Consider the following 20,535-nt stretch of genomic DNA (forward strand, 5'->3'; position numbering starts at 1 on the left):
ACGATCGGATGCATTTCAAATCCTGGTGATGAAGGTGTGCCGCCGGCGGTGCACCTGGCCATCGGTCCCGGGCTTGTCGAGTCCGGCGCGACGCTCGTGCTCGCGCACCCGCGCGGCGTGAAAGCTGCTCGCGTGCTCGAGGTCGTCGTCACCGTCGCCTTCATGAACGTCGCTCGGCGAGTAGGCATGGCGATCTCGACGGCGCCAACGCAATCACGTCAGCTATCCGCCTTCGTCACCGATCGAATCTCGGCCAGAATCTCGCGCAGTGTTCCTTGAATCTGGCTCTGCTGCGCCGCCTGACGCTCGAGTAGAGCGGGCAGCTTGATGACCACGACGATGGCCGTGATGACCAGCGCGATGAAGACGAGGTTTAGCAGTAGGCCGATCAGAGCAACGGTGCTTTCAGCGAGCATGCCCAACCATACTGGAGATCTCGCCGCGGAAGTCGGCACGCCCCCGACCGTCCCGGCGCGCGCAGACTGGACGCGTCGGGCCAGACGCGCTTCACTTCTTCGAACCGTAGCGAGCTTCGAGCCGCGCCATGACTTCAGCGTGCGGGACCACGCGCCCGGCTTCGACGTCTGCGAGCCCGCGCTCAATCTTGGCGATCACCCGGTCGCGCTCGGCGTCGTCGCTCGTGGGTCGGGCCTCAGAGATGCGGTGGGATCGTAGCGTCGCCATGACAGAGCCGTGCTCCACAGACCGGTGTGTACGAGGAGAGAGCGGGCGCAGCCGCGCCATCATCTCCTCGGAGTCGACCAGCCCAAGCTCGCCCTGGTCGATCGCTTCCGCGCGGCGCTTCGCCTCGGCGACCCAAGCCGCCTCGATCTCTTTGGACGAGGAGCCGTCGCCGATGCTGTCGACCAGAATCTTGCTGCCATTTGCCGTGACTCCCACGAAGCTGGCTCCTACTCCGACGTGTCCTCAGCTGGCACGACCCTCAGATTCCGCGGGCTGAACAGTCGGTACTGGCGACCCTCCTTGCCGAGCTCTCCCACGACACTCACTTTGAGATCATGAGTGTGCGCGAGGCCGGCCGTCTTGTATTGGCCCGGCGGGAGTCCGACCAGCACTTTCAGAATCTGCCGGTCGATGGTGGCTGCGATCGTGATGTCGCCTTCGTTCGCTTCGACTCCACGCGCTAGCTTGATGATGTAGCCCTCCAATTCGAAGTCTTCGCGGGCCTGCGTTTCGGCCAAGAAGTCCGCCGCCTGCCCGAGCACGTCGAGATCCGAGTTCTGGAAGAGCACGGGCTCCGCCGCGGGACGGGGAGCTGACAGTCCCCAAGCAACGGAGACTTCGACCCCTCCGTCAGACGCGTCGCCGTTGGTGACCGACAGTGCGCGACACAGTTCGACGCTCACGCCCTGCTCGACCGCATCGCGAAAGGGGTCCAAGGTCTCGGAGATGATCGAGTTCACCAGAGCGCGGCGCGCCGCGCTGAGGGCAGTCAGCAGCGACGACGTGACCCGCCGACCAAATGGTTCGGGTTGTGTCGGCGCTCCGAACAGGAAGCTCCCCTGGGTGCCGCCGACCTGCGGGGGCAACGGGACCAGCACACGGACGACGAAGCTCCCAGGTTCCGTCTGCCCAAACATGGCTTCACGCAGAAACTTCGTTACTTTGTTTGAGCGTCGCCCCGAGTAGCTGGGCTTCGGAACCGAAGATGCGGCGAGCGACGCGGCCACCATCAGATTCTGCGCCACGGTGAAAAGCGCCGTTCCGTCGGCGAGCGGCAACGCGGCATCTTCGCGGCCCGTCCGCCGCACGCGAACGACATCAGTGCGATATTCTCGCAGATCGGCGAGCACCTGGTGAGCAGGTCGCCGTTCAACCTCGCCTATGATGTTCACCAGCCGGGCGACTTGCCATCCAAAATCTGGTGCTTCGGCCAACAACGGCACCTGAGCCTCAGCGCCGCCCCGAGCCATGAGGATAGCGACGGGAAAATTGCCGTGGCGAAACTCGTGTTCCTGAGTCCATCCGTGCGCGCGCAAGTAGCCGACAAGCGCGCTGGGCTCGACTGGGCGACCATGTCGGATATCGGATGCCGAGATCTTCAAGTCAGCTCTCCGTGCGCAACCCTGTACATCAGCTGCGTCAACGACTCGGGAGAGAAGAACTCGGTCATGGTGACGGTGACGTTGTCGGCGTTGGAGGTGGGCGGCTCCCCCCGCAGGTTCTTCCAATACGCGACCCGTCGGAGAATCAGACTCTTTTCGCTCCATTTCAGCCGACTCGACCACTGCCTAGGGACGTAGAGCACGACAAGGACTGCGGGAGTGATCCGGCCAGGATCTCGAAGGTCATTGTAGTTCTTGATCGAGATTGGGAACTTGAGCGCGCCATCCTTTGGAGCGGCGACGCAAGAGCACTTCACCTGAAGCGCCACGCTGGGCGACCTTCCCGCTGCGACCTGCCCGTTCCATTTCACGTTGCCCGTCGCCATGACAAGCAAGTCTACGCTGTCGTAGTCATCGTCAAGCGACTGAACTGAAAAGCCGGCGGCAGCAGCGACGGCCCGAACGTACGCCAGAGAGAAGTTCTCTTGGAGTTGTGTCTCGGGCAGGTTGGCCACCGCCAGACTCTACCAAACCCAGATCTCACCACGCGTTTGCCTGGCGCTCGCGCGATCGCAGTCTTGATCTCCGACAGATGCCGAGTGCCGCCGCTGCCGCCACGCCGCCAGACACCGCCGTCTGGCGCCGGCCCGGCACGTACGCTGGATGACATCACGCAAATCCTCCTTCACGCCCGTATTCGGGCACGCGGATCCTAGCGATCGAATCGCAGCGCGAGCTCGGCTCGCTCCGACTCAGGCAACCGCATGGCCGCCTCGAGCACACGGTTGGCCTCATCCACCACGTCCCCAGGATACCCCCTGCCCCGCACCCCGGCTCACGCAACGTCGTCGTCGTCGTCGCTGACCGCGTCGCCGGCGACCCCGCCGCGGCCGCGTCGGGTGCTCTGCACCTGTCGCCGCCGCGCGACCACCAGCTCGTCGCCGCCACCAACATCTTTGCGATACCCAAACATCCGCAGCACCTGCTTGACCACGGGCCGATTGGCGACGCGCCCGACCCGGAGTTCGTCCCCACCCGCGACCAGGTCAGCCTCGACGTCGACCCCCGGCAAGTACGACAGCAACCCGTCGACCTTGAGCTTGCGCAGCGCCGCCGACAGCTGCAGCTGCGCGGGGCCGAGATCGCGGGCGACAAAGAACCCATCCTCGCCGAGCCCCTGGTAGAGCGGCATCAAGATCCGCCCAGCCGAGGGCGAGTCGACCTCGCCGCTGCGATCGATCGCCAATCGCTGCCCCCGTCCGATCCCCTGAAAATTATAGAAGCCCGGATCCATGCGGAACTCGTCCGCGGGGGTGATCGGGTGGCGATAGACGATCTCGACCGCGCGCGGCAGACCGGCCGCCGCCTGGGCCAGCCTGGCTTCGAAGCGGCCGATCTCGGGCACGTCCGCGCGCGCGACCAGACCCGCGGACACCAGCGAGATCCAGATCGCGGCGACGTTGTTCTCGACCGTGCGCGGATCCTCGTGCTGCCCGGCCTCGAACCCGACGGCGATGTGGCCCCGGTCGGCGAGGTAGCCGAGCAGCGTGCCCTCGACGGCCTCCTCGAGCCCGAAGATGATCGGGACCCGCAGCTCGTAGGCGATCGGCCGGTTGCGCAGGGTGTCGGCGACGACCGAGAACGGCGGGCCCTCGGCCGAGAAGCTGTGCAGATCCATGACCACCAGCGGGTGATCGAAGGTCTCGTCGAGCCGGTCGAAGATGTTCAGCAGCTCGCGCTGCTCGATGTCCTCCGTCGACTCGTCAGCGTGGGCCGTGTCCCGCAGCCGCGCGAGGTGCTCGGGGAACCACCGCCGGTTGAGGTCCCGGGTCATGTAGCGGACGTTCTGCGAGAGCGCGCGCAGGTTCCCGGCCAGCCCCAACACCCGCCCGCGCACGAGCACTCGACGCTGGCGCAGCTCGTTGAGCACCCGCTCGACGGCGATGACCCCGGCCGGCTCGTTGCCGTGGATCCCACCCACGACGACCATGGTGGGCCCCGGCCGCTGTCCCTCGTGTGAGCCGATCCAGCGGCGGGTCAGCGTCGCGCCCTCGGGCGGCCACTTGGACCCGGACGGGGCGGCAGCACCACCACCACCGCTGCGTCGATCAGCCTCGGACCTGTCCCGCCCCCCGCTATTGAGCACTCACGTCCCTCGCAGATAATTCTCGAGCAGCCGACTGGAGACCGCGATCAGATCGTGTTCGGTCACGATCCCGACGAGCTTGTCACCATCGACCACAGGCAGCGATCCGACCTTCTGATCGCGCATGATCTCCAACACCTCGAGGGTCGTGGTGTTGGGCGCGACAGTGATCGGGTCAGTCTTCATGATCTCTCGCACGGCCACCTTCTCGGATCCGACCCGATCGAGGTGCCCGCGGGCGACCAGACGTAACACGGCACGGTGCGAGATCAAGCCGACCAGCTTGCCGTCGTCTTCGACGGGGATGTGGCGAATGCGCTCCCAGTCCATCAGGCTCGCGGCGAGGTCCACGAGATCCTCGGGATGCAACGTAAACAGGTCCGTGGTCATGAACTGACCCGCGGTCAGGTAGTTCTCGCGCACATCGCTGACCTTCTCGAACGCGGCGGGCTCCCAGGTGTGCACGGGATCGCCGACCTGCTGGTGCTCGAGCATCGCGTTGGTGAGCGCGCGGGACCGGGCATCGCGCGGGCCGTTGGTCGGCATCGTGGCCAGCGAGTTGATCGCCCATTGCGCACCCGTGATGCCCTTTTTGACCCGCTCTTCGACCACGCCGAGGTAGCGATCGATGTCGGCGACGTCGATCGAGTGGGCGCTGAGCCCCTCGCGGGCGAGCGGCAGCAACACGTCGAGCAGCAGCCGCGGGGCCTCGTACACGCGGCCGTCGATCCAGGTCAGGCGCGAGTCGAGCCCGTAGCGCGCGGCCGAGAAGAAGTTGTGCTTCGCGTCATCAAAGTCCATCTCCTTGCTGATATCGGGGATGTCGGCGGACAGCCCGGACATCAAGCCGAAGTAGAACGCCGCGCTGCCGACCTCGTCGATCACGCTGGGGCCCGCGGGCAGGGCTCGGTTCTCGATCCGCAGGTGCGGCTTGCCGCTGGGAGAGATCCCGTAGCAGGCCCGGTTCCACCGGTAGACGGTGCCGTTGTGGAGGCGCAGGGCCTTGAGCTCGGGCGCCTTGCCGTCGCGGACCCGCTCCATCGGATCTTCGTCGAGCGCGGTCGACAGCACCACGCGAAACCGAGCGATGTCTTCGCGAAAGATCTCCAGCGCCGAGCTCTCGACCCAGCGATCACCGAAGCCGACGCGCGGTCGGGCGCTGCGAGCTTTGTGGGCGTCGTTGCGGGTGTCGACGGAGTGATGGAAGAGCGCGACGCGGGTCTCGTTCCACAGCCGCTTGCCCATGAGCACGGGCGAGTTGACGGCCGACGCGAGGACCGGCGCGGTCACGACCTGCGCGAGGTTGTAGAGCGGGGCGAACTCGTTGGCGTCGACCTGAAAGTGGATCTGAAAGCTGGTGTTGGCGGCCTCGAGCATGACGTTGTCATGGGTCAGCTCGAGCTCGTCCTTGCCCTTGATCAGCACGTGAAAGTCTTGGCCCCCACGCATGCGCTGCATCGCTCGGTTCAACGCGAAGTAGCGCGGCAGCGGGGTCATGTTCGACATCGCCAGATCGGGCTTGCGCAGGGTCGGCAGGATGCCTGCGAGCACGATCCTGGCCCCGTGCACGGCCGCGGCTTTGCGGGCGACGCCGATCACCTCTTCAATCTCGCGCTCGAGCACGCGCAGGCAGCCACCGTGAAAGTCTTGGGGCGAGAGGTTGGCCTCGAGGTTGAACTTCGCCAGCTCCGTGGTCAGCCGTGGATCGTTGGCGGTCTCGAGCACCTCGGTCGCAACCGGCGCGACCGAGAGGGCGTCGTCGACGAGGAACATCTCTTGCTCGGCCCCGATCCGGCGCAGGCCGGTCTCGATCATGCCGCGCTCGATCACCTGCTCGAGCGCGTGGAGGTCGGCGAGAATGGCGCGCATGAACGCCCGCAGCTCGGCATCATCGTTGGCGTCGGTGACCTCTTGTTCGCCCATCTGACCTCACGGTACGCAAGCCGCGGGCCCGCGTGCAAGTCGCCGTGAGCTGAATCCTGGTACGATTGTGTGGCGGGGTGTCGGCATGCCAGGTCGATCCCGCGCGACCGCTACCATCAGCCGATGAGGACGATCATCCAGCGGGTCAGCCGGGCGGCCGTGACCGTGGACGGTGAGCTGGTGGGTAGCATCGGCGCAGGGGTGGTGGCGCTGGTCGGTGTCGAGCGAGGCGACGGGCTCGCCGACGCCCAGGCGACCGCCCGCAAGCTCGCCAGCCTGCGAATGTTTCCCGGTGCCAAGCCGATGGATCGCTGCCTGACCGACGTCGGTGGCGCGGCGCTGGTCATCAGCCAGTTCACGCTGGCCGGCAGCCTCCGCAAGGGCCGACGCCCGAGCTTCGACCGCGCCGAGGATCCCCAGCTGGCCGAGCCGCTGTATCTGGAAGTCGCGCAGCAGCTGCGCGAGGCCGGGATTCCGACCCAGACCGGACAATTCGGGGCGCACATGCAGGTCGAGCTGGTCAACGATGGGCCCGTCACGCTGCTGATCTTCACGGACGCTGGCGTGATCGTCTGACAGCCCTTGCTTTTGCCAGCGCAGATCTCGAAAGTCAGCCGGTGCCCCGGAAAGGCCTACAGCGCTACCAGATCATGGAGCGGCTTGGTTCGGGGAGCCAAGGGCACACCTACCGGGCGATCGACCGCGAGACCAGCGAAGAGGTGGCGATCAAGGTCCTCTCGCTCGGCACCGCGACCGAGTGGAAGGCGTTCGAGCTGTTCGAGCGCGAGGCCGAGGTGCTCGGCGGCCTGCGCCACCCTGGGATCCCGCGCTACCGGGACCACTTCGCCAGTGAGGACAGCGGCGACTACTTCCTGGTCATGGACCTCGTGACCGGACACAGCCTGGCGACCGAGCTCGGCAGCACCGGGCGGTTCGACGAGGTCCGCCTGCGCCGGATCATGATCGGCGTGCTCGAGATCCTGGAGTACCTGCACGGGCGGGTGCCGCAGGTGATCCACCGTGACATCAAGCCGGCCAACATCGTCGTGGGTGAGGGTGACAGGGTCCACTTGGTCGACTTCGGCGGGGTCAGGGTCGTGACCCGGCTCGAGGGCGGCTCGACGATGATCGGGACCTTTGGGTACATGGCTCCGGAGCAGCTCCACGGTGACGCCGGGCCGGGCGTGGATCTATACGCGCTGGGGGCCACGATCGTCGCGCTGGCGACCGGTCGCCCGGCCGACGAGCTGCCCCGCGAGGGCCTGTCGATCGATCTCGATCAGCTGGTCCTGCCCGAGCGCCTGCGCCCGGTGTTGCGGGGCCTGCTCGAGCCCGACCCGCGTGATCGCGTGCGCTCGGTCGCCCAGGCACGCGCGCTGCTCGACGGCCGGGACGCTCGCGCTGACGGCCAGCGCCCGCCCACGTCCACGCCCACCGGTTCTAACTCGACGCAGGCGCCGACCGCCGCCCTGGCCGTGCCGGGCCTGGTCCAAGAGCTGGCGCAGACGCCCCGGCCAATGTCGATCTTCGTGTGGCTGTTCGCGCTCGCGGGCGCGGGCGCGCTGGTCGTGATCGAGTACGCGCTGCTGCCGATCGTGTACCTGTTCTTGCGGGCCGTCGCCGACAACAAGCAGAACAAGGGCCAGAAGATCGACGACGACAAAGCCGGCATCACCTCGGTGCGCGACCTTCGACGCTCGACCCAGCGCCAGCGCGAGCTGGTCGCTCACGTGATCCGGGGGACCTCGCCGCTGCGCGACGATCCGCCTGCCCTGCCCCCTGGCCCCGACGATCGCTGACGGATCGCTGACGCGACGGGGACGGCCGAGTCAGAGCGTCGGCGTCCGCTTGGGCAGCGGCTTGGGCGGCGTCTCCAAGTGCTCGCTGCGCTCGACCAGCATCTGCACGCTCGCGAGGTGTCGCTCGACCAGCGCCTCGAGGTAGGTCGCCTGCGAGGCGAACACGCTGGCGGCCTCTCCAGTCAGGACCCGCAGATCGTGATCGAGGCAGGCCTCGAACTCCCACAGATCCCAGCGCTCGTCGTTGGAGACGTACAGCCAGCCGCCGAGCTGCGCGGCGGCGTCGCGCAGGCACTTGCTGCTCCACACCAGCACCGACAGCCGGACGCCCGACACCTGCGACTCGTCACCGCGCTGACGATCCAGCGCCCAGCGCAGCATCAACAGCAACATCTGCGCCCGGCGCAGGCTGTTGAGCGCGGTCTTCCAGCGCTCGATCTCCGGCGCGTCGGGCAGCTGGGCATCGGCGGTCTGCCAGCGCACGCGGACCAGGTCGTTGCCGCCCGCGAGCCCACACGCGCCGCACTCCCAGGCCCGCTCGCCGGGGGCGAGGTGATCGAGCAGATCGGATCCACACGCGCGGCAGCGGTGGCGCTGGAGGACGGGACGCACGGGGCTTGCGACACTCTATCGAAGTCGGGGCGGCCCCGCTCGGCCCATGCGCCGTCTGTCAGGCTCAAAAGCCAATGCGTCGCATCACGAACCGGGGCAGGCAACGGATGACCAGCATGATCCAGCGCCAGATCCACGGCGCATAGACGACCGGCGAGCCGCGGTCGATCGCCCGCAGGACCCTGGCTGCGACCGCATCGGGCTCGCCAGCGAAGGGCGGCGGCTGGAGGTTCGCGGTCATGCCCGTCTTCACGAAGCCCGGCTTGACGCAGATCGTCTGCAGCCCCTGGGCCCGGAATTTGTGGTCGAGCCCCTCGAGGTAGGCCGAGAGCCCGGCCTTGGCGGCCCCGTAGATGACGACAGGCTTGCGCCCGCGGTCTCCGGCGACCGAGCTGAACACGCACAGCTTGCCGCCGCCGCCACCGAGCAGGACGGCCCGGGCGCGCTCGCAAAAGCCCACGGTGTTGGCGAAGTCGATGGTTGCGAGCCGCAGCGCCAGCTCGGGGTCGGCCTCGAGCTGGTCCTGGGTGGCGAACAGCCCGGCGGTCACGACGACGCAGTCGAGCTTGCCGAACCCCTCGGTGGCCGCGCTCAGGGCTGGCGCGAAGCTGCTGGGATCCGCGAGGTCACAGATCGCCGTGAGCACGGGCGCGTCGGTGCCGGACCGCGCCTGCAGATCGGCCGCCGAGCGCTCGAGCTGCTCGGCGTCGCGCCCGAGCAGCACCAGCCGATCGCCCCGCGCCGCCATCAAGCGCGCGAGTGAGCGGCCCATCCCTTTTGTCGCACCGAGGATCGCTACGTGCATTGGGCTGCTAGATATCACGGTCTTGGCCGCCCGCCGGATCGCCGAGCACCCGCACCGACTGGGCGCTGCGCATGCGCAGGTCCGGGTCCCAGCGCCGCCGCACCTCCATGAAGCGATCCAGGCGCTCGCCCTCCATGGCCCGAAAGTGGTCGGGCCGGGTGAACGAGTCCTTGGCCAGGTAGATCCGCCCACCCTCGGCCAGCGTGGCCTCGTTGAGCCGATCGACGAGCGCCTGCGTGTCCGTGCGAACCGGGATGTCCAGCGCGATCGAGATCCCGCGGGTGGGAAACGACAGCATCGCGTCGCTCTGCGGGCCGCAGTCCTTGATCACGCACAGGAACGAGGTGCCGCCCGGGGTCGAGGTCAGGACCTCGAGGAACCGGCGCGCGGCCTCGGGCCCAGCTTCATCGGGCAGCACGCACTGATACTGCGTAAACCCCTTGCGGCCGTACGCGCGGTTCCAGTGGCGGACCTTGTCGAGCGGGTAGAAGAACGACTCCCAGTGCACGGGCTTTTGCCGGTGGGTGGGCTTCCAGTACACGCCTGCGTTGAACGCCCGCACGGTCACCGGGTTGAGCGTCCAGCTGGGCAGCATGATCGGCACGGTCAGGCGCGAGAACGGGGTGGCGAGCTTGCTCGGCGCTTCGTCTGGGGTCGCCCATCGGCCGCGAAACAGCACCCCGCGCCCGAGCCGACGACCCTTGGACACGCAGTCGATCCAGCCCATGGTCATCGGCCACTCGCTGGCCGATTGCTTGAGCAGGCCGATGTACTCGCCGATGTCGCCGACGCGCAGGGTCTCGCCCCAGATCCACGAACTCGGGATCCGGTCCATGCGAAACTCGACCTCGAGCACGTGCCCGGTCAGGCCCATGCCCCCGATCGTGGCCAGGAACAGATCGGGGTGCTCGGTCTTCGAGCACCACAGGACCCGACCGTCGGGGACCCGCATCAGCAAGCGCGTGACATGCTGGCCGAAGCAGCCCGCGACGTGGTGGTTCTTGCCGTGCACGTCGGCCGCGACGGCCCCGCCCAGGGTCACGAACTGCGTGCCCGGGGTGACCGGCGGAAACCACCCGCGGGGGATGAACAGCCGGTTGATCTCGTGGAGGCTGAGCCCGGCCTCCGCTCGCATCAGGCCCGTGTCCGGGTCGAAGCCGAGGATCCTGTCGGCGAGCACGGTGCCCGCGACCTCGAGCACCCCCGGCGGCGGCTGGGCCGAGTCTCCGTAGGCTCGACCCAGGCCGCGCGAGAGCACCCGGCCGGCCGTGAGCGCGCGCAGATCCTCGGACAAGACCTCGACCCCGGGCCGCGCGAGGTTGCCCCACCCGACCAGCGTCGGCTCGGCACCCGCCGCGAGCACGGGGCCCTCGACCAGCTGGCCTTGCACGACCGCGAGGTTGGGCCGCTCGGTGTGGAGCACGCTGTCCGCCGTCCCCATTCGCAGCCGAGCTTACGAGCGCGCTCGATCCGTCACAAGCGCTGGGGCACGTTTGCACAAAAACGACTGGGCAGCTGGCCGCTGGAACCACGGTGACCGCTCACCGCGGCAATTCGCGCTGCATGGCCTCGGGCGCCCCAGGCGGCAGGCTCTCGATATAGAGACTCTGGCTCGGGAACGCGAAGCTGAGGCCGATCTCCTGGAATCGCCGCATGAACTCCAGCAGCAGCTCCTGGCGGACCTGCATGTACTCGTCCCAGCGGGTCGTGGTCGTGAACGCGTAGACGAAGATGTCGAGGCTGCTGGCGCCAAAGTTGGTGAAGTTCACCAGCATGAAGTCCTGCGAGACCCGCTTGTCGCCCTCGAGCACCGCGCGGATTTGATTGACGCCGGCCTGCAGCTGCTCGGGCGTGGCGCTGTAGGTCACGCCGAGCGTCAGCTTGATCCGACGCTTGCGCATGCGCGACCAGTTGTTGATCGCGGTGGTCGTGAGCGCCGAGTTGGGCACGGTGATCAAGCTGTTGGCGAAGGTTCGGATCCGTGTGACCCGCAGGCCGACGGCCTCCACGGTGCCCTCCTGCTCCCCGATCTCGACCCAGTCGCCGATCTGAAACGGCCGATCGACGAAGATCACGATCGAGCCGAACAAGTTGGCGATCGTGTCCTTCGAGGCCAGGGCGATCGCCGCGCCGCCGATCCCGAGCCCGGCCAGGACCGAGCCGACCTGCCCGCCGAGGTTCTGGATGATCGCCAACACCCCGACGATCAGGATCGTCAGCTTGGCGATGGTCTTGACCACCGGGACCAGCTGATCGTCGAAGGTGCTGTCGGTGGTCTTGGCCCGGTCGCCCCAGATCGCCGTGAGCCGATTGGTGACCCGCAACCCAAACCACATCAGGAGCGGCAGCTCCGAGGCCAGGAACAGCCCGTAGTTGAAGCGCGCGTCGGCGTCGTCAGCCTCGGCCCGGAGCACGCTCTCGGCGTTGTCGGCTGTGATGATCACGTAGCCGATCCACAGCGAGGCGACGATGATCGACCACCGCAGCGGACCGTCGAGCGCGGACAGCACCGCGCCGCGAATCGAGGTCGAATCGGCCCGCTTGGCGACTCGGGACAAGATCAGGTTGATCAACGCGGAAAGCAACAGCCCGACGACGACCGCGAGCAGTACATGTCCGATCTGCTCCACGCTGATGTCGCTGCCAAACAGCTCAGTATCTAGAAACTCCTGCATGGGACGCCTGCTTGGTCCCCTAACAAAATCAATGGATGACGTCGAGCCGGCGCCCCGGCGCCGCGCGCAGCCGGTTCGGCGCAGACTCGAAAAAGAACCGCTGATCGCCGAACGCCGGGCGTAGCTCGTCGAACCACGCCGCGCGGCGATCGTACTTTGCGTAGAACGGCTGGCGAACCCACGCGGGGTCGCGCGCTTGCAGGAACGACAGCGCGAACACGCGCTCGCCGGCGACATCGGCGACCCCGTCGATTGCGATCTTGCCCGCAAATGTCGACATCGACGGGCCGCGAACCGTTCGCGCGAGGCCCCCGACCTGCTGGTAGGCCTCACGAAAGACCTGCCACGCGCGCGCCAGCGGGACCTGAAAGTAGTCCTGGGGGCCGGTGTCGCGCTCGACGAACATGTAGTACGGGACGCAGCCCAGCCGGACGCCAGCGGTCCACAGCTGGGCCCACGTCTGCGGATCGTCGTTGATGTGGCGCAGCAGCGGGGCCTGCATGCGGATCTGCGCACCAGTGCTGCGGATCCGCGCGATCGCCCGCTGGGCGATCGCCGTGCCCAGCTCGCGAGGATGCGCATAGTGGCCCATGATCGAGAGGTGACGCCCGCTCGCGGTCACCCGCTCGAACACCCGCAAAAGCGCGTCGGCGTCTGGATCCGTCACGAATCGCTGTGGCCAATAGGCGACCGACTTGGTCCCGATCCGCACGTCGACGTGCTCGAACTCCGGGGCCAGCAATGGCTCGAGATAGCGCTCGAGCGTGCTCGCGCCCATGACCAGCGGATCGCCGCCGGTGACCAACACTTCACCTACCTCCGGGTGGGCCCGCAGATAGGCGGTGAGGTCGGCGGTCTCGCGGGCCTCGAACTTCATGTCGGTCAGGCCCACGAATTGCGCCCAGCGAAAACAAAAGGTGCAGTAGGCGTGGCAGGTCTGGCCCTGGCCGGGGAAGAACAGCAAGGTGTTGCGATACTTGTGCTGCATGCCCGGGAGCCGCCGGCCATTCAGGCTCGGGACGTTGTGGGTCAGCTGACCGCCGGGGTGCGGGTTCAGGCGCAGGCGGACCTCGTCGGCCGCGGCCTTGATCTGCGCGCTCGGGGCCCCGCCATCGACGAGGGCGGCCATTTGCGCGTAATCCGCGGAACTCAGCATCTCGCGCTGGACGAAGGTCATCTGGAACATTGGATCGTCGGGCACCCGCGCCCAGTCGATCAGCTCGCGGACCACGTAGTGATTGGTCTTGAACGGCAGCACCGTCGAGACCACCCGGATCGCGCGCTCGAGCTCCGCGGGCAGGCCCGCCCACTCGGGCAGCCGCCCGACGTTGGCCCGCGTGATCGCGCGGAATCGGGACGGCTCGAACGTCGACACGCTAGACACGCGCGAATGCAATGCCAGAAAGCTCGAGCGTCCACAACCCGACGGTGCGTGACCAGCGGCGCCCGCTTCGACGTTGCAGGCCCGCGAGCGGCGTTCTACACACGACCATGGCACCGAAGATCCTGGTCGTGTGCGGCTCGAGTCGCGAAGACGGATACCTCGAGCAGGTCGTCGGTCTGGCCGCCGTCGCGGCCCGAATGGCCGGCGCCGAGGTGCGCGAGCTGTCGCTGCGGGCCGTGCAGCTGCCCGTGATGATCTGGGGCGACCCCGACCAGACCGCCAACCCAGACGTGTCCCTGGTCCGCGAGCTGGCCGGGTGGGCCGACGGCTTCGTGATCGGCACGCCCGAGTACCACGGCAACATGAGCGGCGCGCTCAAGAACTGGTTCGACTTTCTGCACGCGGAGCTCGCCGGCAAGTTCGCCGGCGTCGTGGCCACGACCGGCGGGGGCACCGGCGACATGTCGATCACGGCTGTCAAGACCTGTTTTCAGTGGTGCCACGGGTTTGTGCTGCCGTTCCACGCGGCCGCGAGCCCGACCGCGTTCGAGGGCGAGATGCTGACCGACGCGCGGGTCATCGATCGCGTCGAGCGGGTCGGGCACGACGTGGTTCGCTACGCGCCGGTGATCGCCGCCGCGTTCGAGCGGGCCCAGGGGCTCGACGGACCGGCCGCGGGCGTGGCGGGGCTCCACGCGGACCCCGGTTGATGCGAGACTCCTGGCCCATGCCCGACGTCGGACTTCGTCTGCTGCTGTGCACGGCCCCGAGCGAGGCGGCCCCCGGCCTCGCCCGCGCGCTGCTCGAAGCCAAGCTGATCGGCTGCGCCAACTTGCTCCCTGCGGTCCGCTCGCTGTACTGGTGGGAGGGCGAGATCCAGGACGACACCGAGCTCTTGATGTTGATGGAGTGTACGGACACGCGCGCCGATCAAGCTGTCGCGGCGTTGGCTGCGGCCCACCCCTACGACGTCCCCAAGATCCTCGTCATCGAGCCCACCGCGGTCACCGAGCCCTACCTCGAGTGGCTGCGCAGTGTCGCTCCGCCACGCTAATTCCACACCATGCACGATCTCTTCGTCGTCAGCGACCTGCACCTTGGCCGCGGCAAAAACCCTCACACCGGGCGCTATCACGAGCTCGAAGCGTTTTTCTATGACGACGACTTCCGCAGCTTTTGCCAGTGGCTGATCGACGACGCCCACAAGCGCAACGCCCAGATCCGGCTGATCATCAACGGCGACGCGTTTGATCTGCTGCGCATTGATCGGCCCCCACAGACCCCCGAGGCGACCTTCGTGGAGCGGCGCTTCGGCCCGTTCATGACCCCCGATCGGGCCGCGCGGGACATCACGGATGTACTCGACGGTCACCCGGGCTTCGTCGATGGGCTCGCGCGGGTGCTCGCGGCCGGTCACGACGTCGTGATCTTGCCGGGCAACCACGACATCGAGATTCAGTGGCCGGCCGTGCGCCGCCAGATCGAGCGGGCCGTGCTCGGGCGGGTCCGGGACCAGCTCACCCACGGCCGCGAGGTCGACGACGCCGCCACCCGCCTCCGGTTTCCCCCGTGGTTTTGGTACGAGCCGGGGCGCGTGTGGCTCGAGCATGGCTGCCAGTACGACCCCGAGAACGCGTTCGCGTACTGGCTGCGGGGCCCCCTCGACGAGGCGCCGCACGCCGTCCACGAGGCCGAGTACGACATGCCGCTCGGCAACTTTTTTCAGCGCTACCTGTTCAATGGGTTCGGGGCGATCACCTTCATCGTGCCCAGCACCCGCGCCAACATGCGCTACGCCAAGTGGCTGCTGGCCAACACCCCGCACCTGATCACCCGCGCGGTGCTCAGCCACGCCCGGTTCTGGCCGCAGGTGATTCGTCGGATCGCGCAGAGTCAAAAGCACGCGCGCCGGGTCTACCGCGAGACCCACGAGCGCGCGCTGGCCCAGCTCGCCGCGCTGCCCGAGGCCGGCGCGCTCGGGGACAAGCTGATCGAGATCGACGCGCTCAAAGAGCGCAGCGCCAGCGTGGTCGAGGCCGTCAGCACCCTGACCCGCCAGACCCTGCGGGTGCTGTTGGTCATCGTCGCGCTCGCCGGGCTGGCGTTCGGGCTGTGGTTCGCGGGGTTTCACGCGATCGCGGAGCTCAAGGGCGGGTTCATGCTCAAGGCCATGCTGTTCTTGCTGCTCGACTTCGCGTTCTTGGTCGCGACGATCTTTGGGATCGGCTGGGGGTTGTTTCGCAGCCCCCGCCCCAGCTCGTCGCCGCTGCGGCGCGCGGCCCAGAAGATCGTGGATCTGCTCGATGTCCCGATCGTCAGCTTTGGCCACACCCATGACGAGGTCCTGTGGGCGCTGCAGCGGCCCAGCGGCGGGCGAGCCTGGTACTACAACACCGGGACCTGGCTGGCCGTGTTCACCCACGACGTCTTGATGCCGCGTGAGCGGGTCCAGTTCACGTTCTTGCGGATCCGCGGGCACGAGCCCGAGCTGCTGTACTGGAGCCCCGGCCGCGGCAGCGCGGCCCCGGTGATCTTGCTCGACGAGCGCAACCCCAAGGCCGAGCCCCGCCGCCAGGGCGCGCCCGATCCGATCTAGACATGACCCCCACAGACACCGTGGAAGCTCGCCGACTGCAGCCGCTGGCGCGTCTGGTCGCTTCGCTCCTCGGGGCCGTTTGTTCGCAGGGGTATGTGTGGCCCCCTTCAAGGGGGCTCTGAACACATTTTCCTGTGTCCATGGACGCATGACGTGGTGACGGATGATCGCAGCGACGAAGCCCTGATGACCGCGTATGTCGGCGGTGATGCTCGGGCGTTGCGCGAGCTGTTTCGGCGGCACGCGCCGCGGCTGATCCGCGTGATGGCGGGTCACCTTGGCTCGACCGCCGACGCCCAAGATGTGGTTCAAGCTGCGTTCTTGAACCTGCACCGCGCGCGCCGGGACTTTCGGGCGGGGTCGCGCCTGCAGCCGTGGCTGTACACGATCGCGTACAACCTGATGCGCGACCACCATCGCTATCGGGGGCGACGGCCCGAGCTGCTGACCGAGCCGACGGGGCCCGGTGGGCATGACACGCGCCCTAGCCAGGCGCCGGGGCCCGACGCGGATCTGTACGCCGCGCCGATCCGTCGGGCTCTGGCTCAGCTACCCGAGGCCCAGCGCGAGGTGATCGTGCTGCACTGGTTCGCGGGCTTCTCGTTCGCCGAGGTCGCCGACCTGGTCGGAGCCCGGCGCACGGCGGTCAAGGTCCGCGCCCACCGGGGCTATAAGCGGCTGCGCGAGCTGCTTGGGCCCGAGTATCTGGAGCTGGGCGGCGCCGACAGCGAGGCCGTAACCGTCCAGGAGCCGAAGGCATAAGCGTGACGTCGATGGCCGAACCGACCCCAGAGCCTGCCGAGCTCGGCGCCATGTTCGAGGCGCTGGAGGCTCAGCTCGAAGCGCCGGTGGGCTTGGCAGAAGGTCTGCGTCAGCGCTCGACGTGGGCGCGAAGCGCCGCCCTGCTTGGAGTCGCGCTCGCGATGGTCACGGTGATCTCGCTCGGGCTGCGCCGGGTGGATCTCGCGCTCCATCCCCTGCCCCGTTTGCTCGGTACGCTCGCGGCGCTGGCTGCGGCGGTGCTCGCTGCCGGGCTCGTTGTCCTGCGTCCGGTGCATCGCCGCCGGCTCTCGGGTTGGTGGGTCGCCCTGGTCGCCGGGGCGGCTGTGCTCGCGCCCGCGATCGTGTCCAGCTTGCCGGCGGCCCATGCCGATCACCCGGCTTCGGTGATCGGGGTGGGTGCGGACCTGGTGCCGCGGGCGCTCGGCTGCTTCGCGTTCGGGTTGGGCTTCGCCCTGACGGCGGTCGCGGCCGCGTACCTGCTCGAGCGCTCGGCGCTGCGCCGCCGCGGGCCGGCGGTGCTGGCCCTGTTGGGCGCCGGGGCCCTGGGAAACTTGGTGCTGGTGTTGCACTGCCCGATCGTGGCGCCGATCCACCAATGGGCCGGGCACGCGACGGTCAGCTTGGTGCTCTTGGTCGCGGCTGTGGTCGCGGTTTCTTGGAGGAGTCTTGGTCGGGGGTGAGCACCTGCTTGGTTGTGCGCGGGGATCATCGCTCCGGCGGCGCACCGCGCACGGGCTGTAGTCGACCCCAAGTCGTTGGGGGGGATGTCGCCGATCCGAACACGCGAGCGGTGTTGCAGCGTGACGAGGTAGACAGGCAAGGCACTGCCATGGACGAAACCTCCAACTCCGCCGCGCCCTCCGTCCGCATCGTGCGGCTCGTCATCGATGAGCTATTTGGGCCTGGGTCGTCGCCGATCGACATCGACATCGAGTTCGAGCTCGACCAGCGCGTGACGGTGCTGCATGGGCGCAATGGGTCGGGGAAGACGATCACGGTTTGACGAGCCGCAACCCCCAATCGAGGCCGATCAGTGCTCGATTCGCGGGCTCGGGCACAGGTGCGAGAAAGACGCTTGCGTGTTACGCGCAAGTCATGCTACCCATGCCTGGTGGTGGACATCGTCTGTTTGCGTGCTGGGCGAGCGCTTTCGTTGGGTGTGGCGTGGCTGCTTGGCTGCGTCTCCGATGACACGACCCTCGGGCCCGACGCCCACGGGACCGCCGACGACACGGCGACGGGGACCGGCGACGACACGGGTGCCGGGGCCTGCGATCCCTACGAGCCCAACGACAACGTCGCCGACGCGACGCCGATCGACCCCGACACAACCCTCGACGCCGCGCTGTGCTCGGGCAGAGACGACGTCGATTGGTGGACCTTCACGCTGCCCGAGGCCGCCTACGTCGGCGTCGAGGTGCTGTTCGCCAAAGATCAGCAAGACGTCAGCCTCGAGCTGTGGCAGGGCGCGAACCTGCTCGATAGCTCGGCGGACGGCGCCGACATCCTGGCGATCCACGATCGGCTCGGGGCGGGTACGTACGAGATCCTGGTCGAGCGACAGGACGGAAGTCCCAAGTACACGCTAAAGACCTACGCGCTGCCGAGCCAGATGGTGATGGGCGACGGCACCGCGACTCGGGTGTTTTGTCCCCGCTTTGATCTCGACAACGACTATGAGGATGCCAGCGTGCAGGCCGACATGCGCGAGGACTTTGGGCTCGACGACTCGCCTGATCGGTGGCGGCCCGAAGCCATGTTGGTGCGGGTGCTCGACAACCAGGGCGACGTCCTCAAGGCCTGGGGGCCGCTGAACGCCGACGGGTGCACCTCGCAGCTCACAACGCCGTCGCCGAATGATACGCAGTTCGAGCTGGAGTACGTGTTGTGGTCGGTGTTCTGGCGACCAAACAGTCCACAGACGTTCGTGATCACGTACGACTGTGACGAGCTCAAGCCATGTGTGCTCCCGCGTCGCTCGTTCGCGTGGACGACACCGGCGGGGGCGGCGGTGGTGGATACGCAGTTCATCGCGTCGGGGGATGAAGGACAGGAATTGCGCGAGGCGCTGCTCGTGTATTGGGCGACGGCGTTCTCCGAGTCGCGCGTCTCGATGGAGCGCGACGCGCATATTTATGCGCGGAGTCTTGGATCGGCCGACCTTGGTGGGGGCGTGTATATGGCTTGTCCGACGGGGTATTGTCCGAATGGGGCGACCTGCGAAACTCGGCCGGTCCCTGGTTTTGACCACTGCCGGCCGAAGTCGCGCGGGACGGCGAATGTCGGCGGGCGCCCGACCCTGGACATCGCCGCGAACGATCCGGCGGGTGACGGCGCCCCCGAGACCAAGTTCACGATCGCTCACGAACTGGGTCACGTCCAAACGTTGTGGGCCGCTGGCTACGGCAGCATGCCGGTCGACGTCAACTACGGGTGGTGCTCGTCGATTATCGGCAGCGACTCCACGCACACCGCGGACTCACCAGAATGGCAGAGTGTCGCGCTCAGCGAAGGATTCGCCGATTTCTATGCCACCGCGGTCTTCAACCGACTCGAACCCGGGGCGTGGTTTGGAGCCGAGGACGTCGAAAATGACACCCAGCGCTACCAAGCGCAGTGTCAGGCGAGCCTCGACAGCCTGATCATGAAGGGCAAGTGTGCTCAACCCGGTGACGCGACGCTGTGTACGGATCCAGGCGGCAGCAACGAGATCGACTGGGCGGGCACGCTCTGGGACTTCGCCAAGGTCGTGGGGACGCCCCAACTTTCCGACGTGCTATCGTTGCTGGTGGAAGCCATGCACTCAGGAGCCTGGGACCCCGGCTCGACCACCATCGATGCCTACAACACGATATTGCAAGCCGCCTTCCAGCGCTTTCCCGCCAACGCAGGAGACTTCGATGCAGCCGCACAAGCCAATGGCACCAACCGCTAATTTTGGGTCCCTGCTCGCCATCACATTGGCGATGTCACTCGGATGCGCCCCACCGCTCCCCTCCGAAGAAAGCGCCGACGAGGACAACGTGCCCGACATGCCAGCCGACCTCCCACCGGAGCCCGAAGAGTTTGCAGGCATCCTCTACACCCAGGGCTTCCCCGCGCCGCCGAGCCGATTTGTGCTGTGCGATACGGGCGAGTTCGTCGAGTGGGTATTTCCCTGGTCGCTCGAAGAGGCTTGGTCGGGGTCGTGCGACGGCGTGTACCATCGCGTGCGTGGCCGGCTCGACCGTGATTTCGACCCACCGCGTCTGATCGTCGACCCGATCGTCGAGTCCCGCTGGTGCGAGCCCGATGACTGCGGCGGAGGCTGTGTGCCGCAGTTGGACACTTGCTACGCTGAGCACGACGTCCCCAACGGGTGTGACCCGCTCATCTCACAGTGCGGTGACGACCGATGTATCCCGGAGCGCTTCTGGTACGCCACCGAAGTCTCGGGTTGGATGTTCCACGTGTGTACTAGTGAAGACAAGACGGGTGTGACCGGCGATGCCTGCAACTACACAGACAGCCCAAAGGGCGAGATCGACGACTGCGCCGACAACCACCGCTGCTGGAACCCCGAGGGCGACACCACCTCGCCCGGCACCTGCGTCCCCTACTGCGACGTCGAGGGAGAACTCGGCCCCGCTTGCGACGGCGCGTGCATCCCATGCAGCGCGACCGAGCGCGGCCTATGCGTCAGCGGCTGCTCGGGCGAGGACTGCCGCGTCGACGAGTTTTGCTAGTACGGCCCGCCGCTACACTGA

22 protein-coding genes are annotated in these 20,535 nt (G+C 67.5%); 10 read left to right on the forward strand and 12 right to left on the reverse strand.

From position 1 onward, the window contains the following. Positions 1-15: 15 nt before the first annotated feature. The 7 genes from ENSA7_RS15655 to ENSA7_RS15685 form a co-directional block, all read right to left on the reverse strand. On the reverse strand, positions 16-213 hold the full coding sequence (locus tag ENSA7_RS15655; RefSeq protein WP_106090081.1) for a hypothetical protein: 198 nt from the start codon (positions 211-213) through the stop codon (positions 16-18). A 5-nt stretch (positions 214-218) separates the two neighbouring features. After that, complete coding sequence (locus ENSA7_RS15660) at positions 219-416, reverse strand: hypothetical protein (protein WP_106090082.1); 198 nt, start codon at positions 414-416, stop codon at positions 219-221. A 91-nt stretch (positions 417-507) separates the two neighbouring features. Continuing rightward, positions 508-900, reverse strand: coding sequence for an addiction module protein (locus ENSA7_RS15665; protein ID WP_106090083.1), 393 nt, complete (start codon positions 898-900; stop codon positions 508-510). 11 nt (positions 901-911) lie between these two features. Next, a complete protein-coding gene (locus ENSA7_RS15670; RefSeq protein ID WP_146157735.1) occupies positions 912-2,066 on the reverse strand; it encodes a hypothetical protein in 1,155 nt (384 codons plus the stop codon). Then, entirely contained in the window at positions 2,063-2,581 is a 519-nt protein-coding gene (locus tag ENSA7_RS15675) for a DUF4365 domain-containing protein (protein WP_181233771.1), read from the reverse strand. Before ENSA7_RS15675 ends, ENSA7_RS15670 begins: the two co-directional genes overlap by 4 nt. A 320-nt stretch (positions 2,582-2,901) precedes the next feature. Beyond that, complete coding sequence (locus tag ENSA7_RS15680) at positions 2,902-4,056, reverse strand: M14 family metallopeptidase (RefSeq protein ID WP_106090086.1); 1,155 nt, start codon at positions 4,054-4,056, stop codon at positions 2,902-2,904. 156 nt (positions 4,057-4,212) lie between these two features. Continuing rightward, positions 4,213-6,135 carry a CBS domain-containing protein gene (locus ENSA7_RS15685; RefSeq protein ID WP_106090087.1) on the reverse strand — a complete coding sequence of 641 codons (1,923 nt, stop codon included), beginning with the start codon at positions 6,133-6,135 and terminating at the stop codon, positions 4,213-4,215. A 123-nt stretch (positions 6,136-6,258) separates the two neighbouring features. Here ENSA7_RS15685 and dtd point away from each other — a divergent pair, with 123 nt between their 5' ends. Both dtd and ENSA7_RS15695 read left to right on the forward strand, forming a co-directional pair. Continuing rightward, positions 6,259-6,711 carry a D-aminoacyl-tRNA deacylase gene (gene dtd, locus ENSA7_RS15690; protein WP_106090088.1) on the forward strand — a complete coding sequence of 151 codons (453 nt, stop codon included), beginning with the start codon at positions 6,259-6,261 and terminating at the stop codon, positions 6,709-6,711. A 41-nt stretch (positions 6,712-6,752) separates the two neighbouring features. Continuing rightward, on the forward strand, positions 6,753-7,934 hold the full coding sequence (locus ENSA7_RS15695) for a serine/threonine-protein kinase (RefSeq protein WP_106090089.1): 1,182 nt from the start codon (positions 6,753-6,755) through the stop codon (positions 7,932-7,934). 30 nt (positions 7,935-7,964) lie between these two features. Here the strand turns inward: ENSA7_RS15695 and ENSA7_RS15700 are convergent, their stop codons facing one another. The 5 genes from ENSA7_RS15700 to ENSA7_RS15720 all read right to left on the reverse strand — a co-directional run bounded on the left by ENSA7_RS15700 (position 7,965) and on the right by ENSA7_RS15720 (position 13,401). After that, positions 7,965-8,546, reverse strand: a complete 582-nt coding sequence (locus ENSA7_RS15700; RefSeq protein WP_106090090.1) for a hypothetical protein — start codon at positions 8,544-8,546, stop codon at positions 7,965-7,967. A 64-nt stretch (positions 8,547-8,610) separates the two neighbouring features. After that, the gene (locus ENSA7_RS15705) at positions 8,611-9,351 is read right to left on the reverse strand and encodes an SDR family NAD(P)-dependent oxidoreductase (protein ID WP_106090091.1); all 741 of its coding nucleotides are present in this window, start codon (positions 9,349-9,351) and stop codon (positions 8,611-8,613) included. A 7-nt stretch (positions 9,352-9,358) separates the two neighbouring features. Continuing rightward, a complete protein-coding gene (locus ENSA7_RS15710) occupies positions 9,359-10,792 on the reverse strand; it encodes an FAD-binding oxidoreductase (protein ID WP_106090092.1) in 1,434 nt (477 codons plus the stop codon). Between the two features lie 100 nt (positions 10,793-10,892). Beyond that, a complete protein-coding gene (locus ENSA7_RS15715) occupies positions 10,893-12,026 on the reverse strand; it encodes a mechanosensitive ion channel family protein (RefSeq protein ID WP_106090093.1) in 1,134 nt (377 codons plus the stop codon). Between the two features lie 28 nt (positions 12,027-12,054). Next, a complete protein-coding gene (locus ENSA7_RS15720; RefSeq protein ID WP_443655656.1) occupies positions 12,055-13,401 on the reverse strand; it encodes a KamA family radical SAM protein in 1,347 nt (448 codons plus the stop codon). A 116-nt stretch (positions 13,402-13,517) separates the two neighbouring features. Between ENSA7_RS15720 and ENSA7_RS15725 the strand changes: the two genes are divergently transcribed. The 8 genes from ENSA7_RS15725 (at position 13,518) to ENSA7_RS15755 (ending at position 20,514) form a co-directional block, all read left to right on the forward strand. Beyond that, a complete protein-coding gene (locus ENSA7_RS15725) occupies positions 13,518-14,120 on the forward strand; it encodes an NADPH-dependent FMN reductase (RefSeq protein WP_181233773.1) in 603 nt (200 codons plus the stop codon). Between the two features lie 17 nt (positions 14,121-14,137). Then, a complete protein-coding gene (gene cutA, locus ENSA7_RS15730) occupies positions 14,138-14,464 on the forward strand; it encodes a divalent-cation tolerance protein CutA (protein WP_106090095.1) in 327 nt (108 codons plus the stop codon). A gap of 9 nt (positions 14,465-14,473) precedes the next feature. Then, a complete protein-coding gene (locus tag ENSA7_RS15735) occupies positions 14,474-16,006 on the forward strand; it encodes a metallophosphoesterase family protein (RefSeq protein WP_106090096.1) in 1,533 nt (510 codons plus the stop codon). A gap of 156 nt (positions 16,007-16,162) precedes the next feature. Beyond that, positions 16,163-16,768 (forward strand): RNA polymerase sigma factor, encoded by a 606-nt coding sequence (locus ENSA7_RS15740; protein WP_244923815.1) that lies wholly within the window; start codon positions 16,163-16,165, stop codon positions 16,766-16,768. A gap of 11 nt (positions 16,769-16,779) precedes the next feature. Beyond that, a complete protein-coding gene (locus ENSA7_RS15745) occupies positions 16,780-17,469 on the forward strand; it encodes a DUF1109 family protein (RefSeq protein ID WP_146157736.1) in 690 nt (229 codons plus the stop codon). 149 nt (positions 17,470-17,618) lie between these two features. Then, on the forward strand, positions 17,619-17,792 hold the full coding sequence (locus ENSA7_RS43685; protein ID WP_181233774.1) for a hypothetical protein: 174 nt from the start codon (positions 17,619-17,621) through the stop codon (positions 17,790-17,792). Between the two features lie 156 nt (positions 17,793-17,948). Continuing rightward, on the forward strand, positions 17,949-19,724 hold the full coding sequence (locus ENSA7_RS15750; RefSeq protein WP_106090098.1) for a hypothetical protein: 1,776 nt from the start codon (positions 17,949-17,951) through the stop codon (positions 19,722-19,724). Positions 19,725-19,821: 97 nt separating this feature from the next. Beyond that, a complete protein-coding gene (locus tag ENSA7_RS15755; RefSeq protein WP_146157737.1) occupies positions 19,822-20,514 on the forward strand; it encodes a hypothetical protein in 693 nt (230 codons plus the stop codon). Positions 20,515-20,535 lie beyond the last annotated feature (21 nt).

The sequence above is a fragment of the Enhygromyxa salina genome, assembly GCF_002994635.1.
In the GTDB taxonomy this organism is placed as follows: Bacteria; Myxococcota_A; Polyangia; order Nannocystales; family Nannocystaceae; genus Plesiocystis; species Plesiocystis salina_B.